This is a genomic window from Oleiphilus sp. HI0117, from assembly GCF_001635235.1.
Map to the genome: position 1 here is coordinate 1 of NZ_LWGA01000795.1, position 5,808 is coordinate 5,808.

The 5,808-nt window shown below is 42.9% G+C and carries 6 protein-coding genes; 4 read left to right on the forward strand and 2 right to left on the reverse strand.

Annotated features, from left to right (window positions below; all coding sequences use genetic code 11):
- From A3757_RS12990 to A3757_RS13000, 4 genes are all read left to right on the forward strand, one after another.
- Window positions 1-763, forward strand: a 763-nt coding sequence (locus A3757_RS12990) for a methyl-accepting chemotaxis protein (RefSeq protein WP_068739755.1), incomplete at its 5' end; no start/stop codon positions are given.
- 241 nt (window positions 764-1,004) lie between these two features.
- On the forward strand, window positions 1,005-1,175 hold the full coding sequence (locus A3757_RS25740) for a hypothetical protein (protein ID WP_156490561.1): 171 nt from the start codon (window positions 1,005-1,007) through the stop codon (window positions 1,173-1,175).
- A gap of 119 nt (window positions 1,176-1,294) precedes the next feature.
- A complete protein-coding gene (gene folE, locus A3757_RS12995) occupies window positions 1,295-1,852 on the forward strand; it encodes a GTP cyclohydrolase I FolE (RefSeq protein ID WP_068508709.1) in 558 nt (185 codons plus the stop codon).
- A gap of 62 nt (window positions 1,853-1,914) precedes the next feature.
- Window positions 1,915-3,843: a ribonuclease R family protein gene (locus A3757_RS13000; RefSeq protein WP_068508711.1), complete on the forward strand. Its 1,929-nt coding sequence runs from the start codon at window positions 1,915-1,917 to the stop codon at window positions 3,841-3,843.
- Between the two features lie 401 nt (window positions 3,844-4,244).
- Here A3757_RS13000 and A3757_RS13005 read toward each other — a convergent pair whose 3' ends face one another.
- Window positions 4,245-4,892 carry a TetR/AcrR family transcriptional regulator gene (locus A3757_RS13005; RefSeq protein WP_068508712.1) on the reverse strand — a complete coding sequence of 216 codons (648 nt, stop codon included), beginning with the start codon at window positions 4,890-4,892 and terminating at the stop codon, window positions 4,245-4,247.
- A 91-nt stretch (window positions 4,893-4,983) separates the two neighbouring features.
- Window positions 4,984-5,784, reverse strand: coding sequence for an ion transporter (locus tag A3757_RS13010; protein ID WP_068508713.1), 801 nt, complete (start codon window positions 5,782-5,784; stop codon window positions 4,984-4,986).
- Window positions 5,785-5,808 lie beyond the last annotated feature (24 nt).

Below are 5,808 nucleotides of genomic sequence, written 5' to 3' on the forward strand. Positions count from 1 at the left end.
CGCAGCTAGCGTTAACGAGAAGCTACAAGGCGGCTCAGACTTTGCAAGCGGTATTGAAGGCAGTTGCCAAGGCATGGAGTCTCTCGTAGGCGAAGGTCTGGCGATACACTCTTCTGCACAACAAGCCAGTGACGCGACCAACCAGGCATCTGATACATCCAAACAATGTAGCGCCGACATGAGACAGCTTGCAGATAACCTGGAAACCTCATCTCGATACATCTCTGAATTTACATCTTTGCTGGAAAGCTTGGATGAAAGTAATAAAACGATTAGTAAATTACTTGAGTCGATCAAAGCCATTGCCGACCAAACTAACTTGCTAGCACTCAACGCTGCGATCGAAGCAGCGCGAGCTGGCGAACACGGTCGAGGCTTTGCGGTTGTTGCCGATGAAGTACGACAGCTTGCAAACACCTCAAATGAGTCAGCAGAAGAAATCCAGGGTGAGATCACCAAGATCACCGAAATATCGAACTCGGTTATCTCGAAGCAGCAAGAAGTTGCTGAAGTCGTGAGTAGCAGCGTAACAATTGCTAATGAAACCATGAGTAATCTAGGTGGTTTGGAAGAAGTTGCTAGCAATAGTGCTGACGTAGTTAACACCCTTACTTCCAGCCTAAGCACTCAAGCTGATCAAACAGAACAAATTAAGAACGCACTGCAAGGTGCGATTGAAGGCGCATCAATCAACGCTAGCTCTGGCAGTCTCGATGAGCAATTCCAGGCACTGATCGATCAACTAAATGACTTACAGCGCTAGGTCGCTATAAACGACAGACTTTCGTCAGCTTTCTTTACAAGCGGCCAGCTTTAGTTTTATATTCAAGTTGGCCGCTTTCAAAATTAAATTTTTTTCCCATGTTATCCTTTTGTTTTTATTTACTTTATTTTCCCTCTCAGACATGTTCAAAATACTTGGCAGAGTAAATGCTTAACTATTATTTACCAAACAATCAAGCTCAGGTCTGATAATTCAGGGTAACCTGAATGGAGGTAGTAAAATGAGCCAAAGTACTTGCCCCACAATGCAATGCGATCTCGCCACCTTAGAGAAACTCTACCAAAACAAGTGCCTGCAAGCTGAAAAAGCAAAGGCTGGCACCAATACATTTATGTACCAAGTTCTTAAAGCGGAAGCAGATAATATTCGATTCGCAATTGATCGGTACTAATTGTCTCTTACTTTCTGCTAAACGCTATCTGCAAATTAGGTTGACCAAGTGGGAAAAGGCTTTCCCCAGCTATTCCAAGCATGTAAAATCCGGCATTTCCCACATCTTCGGTATTTCTTATGCTTGACGCCTTATCACAAAATTATAAAGCCATTATTGAAAGTCTTGGTGAAGACAGCTCTCGCGAAGGCTTATTAGATACACCGACTCGTGCAGCCAAGGCTATGCAATTTCTCACTCAGGGATATCAACAAAGCCTTGATGATATAGTAAATAACGCGGTGTTCGAGTCTGACAATGACCAAATGGTTATTGTAAAAGACATAGAGCTATACTCTCTTTGCGAACACCACCTACTGCCTTTTATTGGCAAGTGCCATATCGCTTATTTGCCAAACGGCAAGGTTTTGGGTCTGTCTAAATTTGCTCGTATTGTCGACATGTATGCGCGACGCTTCCAGATTCAGGAAAACCTCACTCGTCAAGTGGCTGAAACAATCCAGCAAGTGACTGGCGCAAAAGGTGTGGCTGTCATCATTGAGTCAAAACATATGTGTATGATGATGCGCGGCGTTGAAAAACAAAATTCAGTCATGAACACTTCCGTTATGCTGGGCGCTTTCAGACAGTCTCAGGCAACACGTAGTGAATTCCTAACGCTCGCAACCAACTCTTAAGAACATGTCGCTGTGTGTCTAGGATCGATACACAGCACTCTTGCCACCAACAGGTATGATCAATGCTAAAACTCGACTCACTTAATCAACTCAAGCAACTCAAGCAAGATATCAAAGCTAGTCGCAATCTCTGCATTGGGACAGTTAAAGGTTCTGCTTACAAATTTGGTTTTGTGACACTTGATACCAACCGAGACGTTTATCTTCCACCCGATGAAATGGAGCGCGTACTCCCTGGTGATAGAGTAGAAGTTGAAGTCATAAAAGATGCAAAGAACAAAAAGGTCGCTAAATTAGAAAGGCTAATTGAAAGCAACACCCAGTTCTTTTGTGGCAAATACATAGAGAAGGGTAAAGCTGCTTTTGTTGAGCCCGATATCCAAGGCATGTGTCGGTGGTTTTTTATTCCTCCTCAAAAGCGCAAAAAAGCCAAAGCGAAAGACCTGGTTGTCTGCAAGGTTACTCAACATCCTTTTAAGTCAGGGAAAGCACAAGCAAGCATTGTCGAGCTAATTGGTACCGACCAAGATATCGGTATCGAATCATTGTATGCCAGCAAGAAGCACCGCCTGGAAACAAGCTGGAGCAAAGTCGAGCAAGAACAAGCAGATGCGATTTCAGAAGAACAGATAGCAGGTTTAAGCGAAGGGCGTAAAAACTATTGTGAACTTCCCTTTGTTACCATTGACTCGTCTTCTACGAAAGATATAGACGATGCCTTGTATGCAGAAAAAGCTGAGCAAGGTTGGTATATATATATTGCGATTGCCGACCCCTGCGCCATGATTGATGCCGGCTCAGCCATCGAGAAAAGTCTGATAAAACGCGCAAGTTCAGTCTACTTCCCCGGTCAGACTATCGCGATGCTTCCAGAAAAGCTGGGCAGTGATATCTGCTCTTTGGTAGAAGGTAAACCGCGTCTGGCCAAAGTAGTAAAAGCGACTGTAAGTGAGACTGGAGATATCGAAAGCTACGAGCTAGAACAAGCGCTTATTCAATCTCATAAAAAGCTTAGTTACGAAGTCGTTGGCAGCTTTATTGACCAAGGCGAAGCGCTAGACGAGTGCAGCAGCGATATTCAGGAAAGCCTGAAGCATCTTAAGACTATTGCCGATAAACGATCAGAATTCCGCAACAAGCACAACCTGATTCAAAAAGACCGTCAAGAGTTCTACCTCGAGCTGAATGACCAGGGAAAGATTGCAGAGATCAAACAGAAAGTATTCTCCAGCGCTCACCGTATAGTTGAAGAAGCGATGGTCGCTGCAAACTGTTGCATCGCAGAACTCATTTCCAAAAGCAAACTTCCCGGTATCTACATTAGCCATAAAGGCATACGTGCCGATCGCTTGGAAAGCTTGGATAAAGTACTGCAAGAAAACATTCCTGAGTACAAAGAAGATTCTTTAGCGTCTTTAGACAGCTTTGTTGAACTATCAAAACAGCTTTCCAGTAATGATGAGTTAACTCGCTACCAACTACTTATTTCTCGCCAGTTAGAGAAAAGCCAGCTAAGCCTAGAACCTGCGCCTCACTTCGGCATGGGATTGCAGCAGTATTGCAACTTCACCTCCCCCCTTAGAAAAGCCAGTGACTTTTTAGTACACCGCCAACTCGATGCGATTGCAGCCAACAATGAAAGCTACATTAACGAAGCTCAAATAGAAGCATTAAGTGAGAATTCGAGTAAAGCCAAAAGTGCCGTCTATGATGTTGAGCAATGGCTGAAGTGCCAGTATTTAGCTAAGAACAAACAAACCTTAAATGCTACGATTCATCGTGTCTTTTCTTCTGGTTTTCAAGTTCGTCTAGCAGAAACAGGTATTGAAGGATTTGTCTCAACCAAGGAGATGGAAGGGAAGTATAGCTTTAACCAAGACCTGCTTTGCATCACCAACAAAGAGCAGTCCTTCCAACTCGACCAAGCAGTACAAGTAAAACTCAAGCAAATCGACTGGTCTCGTAAACAAATTCAGTTCGAATTAGTTTAGACCGGCTACATCCTGGCCAAATTCTTGTCTGTCCTCAGCAGAGCCATGTAGGATATCTCCTACATGGCTTTAGGTTTTATCCTATTTTTTCCTACATGTGGTTTCCGTAATATACTCATCAAACGGAAGCAACATCAAACGGACTTGTTAGGGAAGGCAGGAGCCAATCTGAAGGATTCAGATAACTACACAGGGCAGTTGTAGATCAAGGAACGATAAGGCAAGGGACAATTGTGCTGCAGGAGCGGCTGAATAACTAAGGACAGTGGCAAAACAAGGATTTGTTCACGGATGTTCAATGGATACAATTAACTGATGGAACAGTAAAGGAAGCGCCTATTCTAGGGTATCGCACGGATTGCGATACCCATTCTATTTTCCCCTCTACGTCAATTCAGTCGCTAAGCTTTTACCAGACCAACTAAGCCCGCCACCATATACTCACTAATAATATTGATATAAGTCTCTAAATCTGTATCTTCTTGGCAATGCAAACCGCCATTCCAAATTGTACTAATCGCGCCATCAAAGGTCGCTTCTAAGCCCATCATTAAGTGCTCAATGGGCATATCAGGAAACATCCCACTCTTAATACCTGGCTCCAGTATTGAGCCAATGTAGGAGGCAAATAAATCGTCTAATTGGTCAAACTCGGCCCGTAATTCCGGGGTGAGGCGTTCTCTAAAGTCGACACGCTTACAATAAAACGAAACCCGCGCTTCAGCCGGATTATCAAGAAATTGCGCAAAGGAAGCGCGAATAATTTCACGAATGATATCTATTGCTTCTGAATGTGGTGGTAGCGCTTCGTAAGAGGCCAGCATACGACGCAAAAACGAGATTGAAATCTGAGCGTAAATCTCTTCTTTACAGGTAAAATGCTTATAAACGGTCCCTTTGCCTATCTCTGCTTTTTTGGAAATCTGCTCAACGGTCACAGTTTCCCAATGTGGGTTCTCAAACAAACTGATCGCCGCTTTGAGAATTTCCTGCTCCCTCTTAGCAAACTCAACCTGCTTTCGACTTAAGCCTTCACTTCCTTCCGACATTACACTCTCACAAACTTCAATTACGAATTAATTCAATCAGCCAGCTAGGTGACCGATAGTCATTAAGTCTAGTTCTAAATTCACAGCTATTCTAGTTTTTCTTAAGATCCACAATCATCTGTTTCATGCTTAAGATTTCAGCTTGAAGGTCACTAATAGTTGGCTCATCCTTTTTACTTTCTTGCCGCGCTTTAGCATGCTCTTCTTCCATCACATTAACGACAATACCAATTACCATATTGAGAAATGCAAAGGCTGTAAAAAAGATAAACGATAAGTAGTATATCCAGCTGAAGGGGTACACCTCCATCGTTTCATATTGAACATCAGTCCAATCTTCAAAGGTCATCACCCTAAACAAGGTCAGCATGGAAATAGCAATATTTCCCCATAAGTCAGGATTAATTGTTTGGAATAAAAAGCTTCCGACAGCAGCATAGATATAAAAGATGATAAACATCAAAAGCATGACATAGCCCAGCTGTGGCAAGGCCTTGATTAAAGAGTTAATCAAGATGCGCAACTCAGGAATCACCGATATCATCCTCAAAACTCTGAACACTCTGACCAAACGAGCCAACAATGCCATTTCAGAGTCGTCAATTGGTATCAGACTTATTACCACCACCAGCGTATCAAATACGTTCCAACCGCTTTTAAAGAAGTGCCGCTTATTTGGCTCAGCAACAAAACGAATAACGATTTCAACCAGAAAGAACAGGGTGATAAACAGATCCAGCATTTTGGTGAATGCTATGGCCTGCACAGGCAAATCGTAGGTTTTTGCGCCAATTTCCAAGGCGGAAATAATAATGATAAAAATAACAAAGAGCTCAAAAGCCCGATTGTTCTTGAGTTGGTAAAAAAGAGACTGTAGCGAAGAATAATTCATTAACTGCGTAAACTATAAAAAACT

Bases quoted from the DNA above. Each gene is read 5' to 3' on its own strand.
- A3757_RS25740 (WP_156490561.1), top strand. From the start codon at position 1,005: ATGAGCCAAAGTACTTGCCCCACAATGCAATGCGATCTCGCCACCTTA.
- folE (WP_068508709.1), top strand. From the start codon at position 1,295: ATGCTTGACGCCTTATCACAAAATTATAAAGCCATTATTGAAAGTCTT.
- A3757_RS13000 (WP_068508711.1), top strand. From the start codon at position 1,915: ATGCTAAAACTCGACTCACTTAATCAACTCAAGCAACTCAAGCAAGAT.
- A3757_RS13005 (WP_068508712.1), bottom strand. From the start codon at position 4,892: ATGTCGGAAGGAAGTGAAGGCTTAAGTCGAAAGCAGGTTGAGTTTGCT.
- A3757_RS13010 (WP_068508713.1), bottom strand. From the start codon at position 5,784: ATGAATTATTCTTCGCTACAGTCTCTTTTTTACCAACTCAAGAACAAT.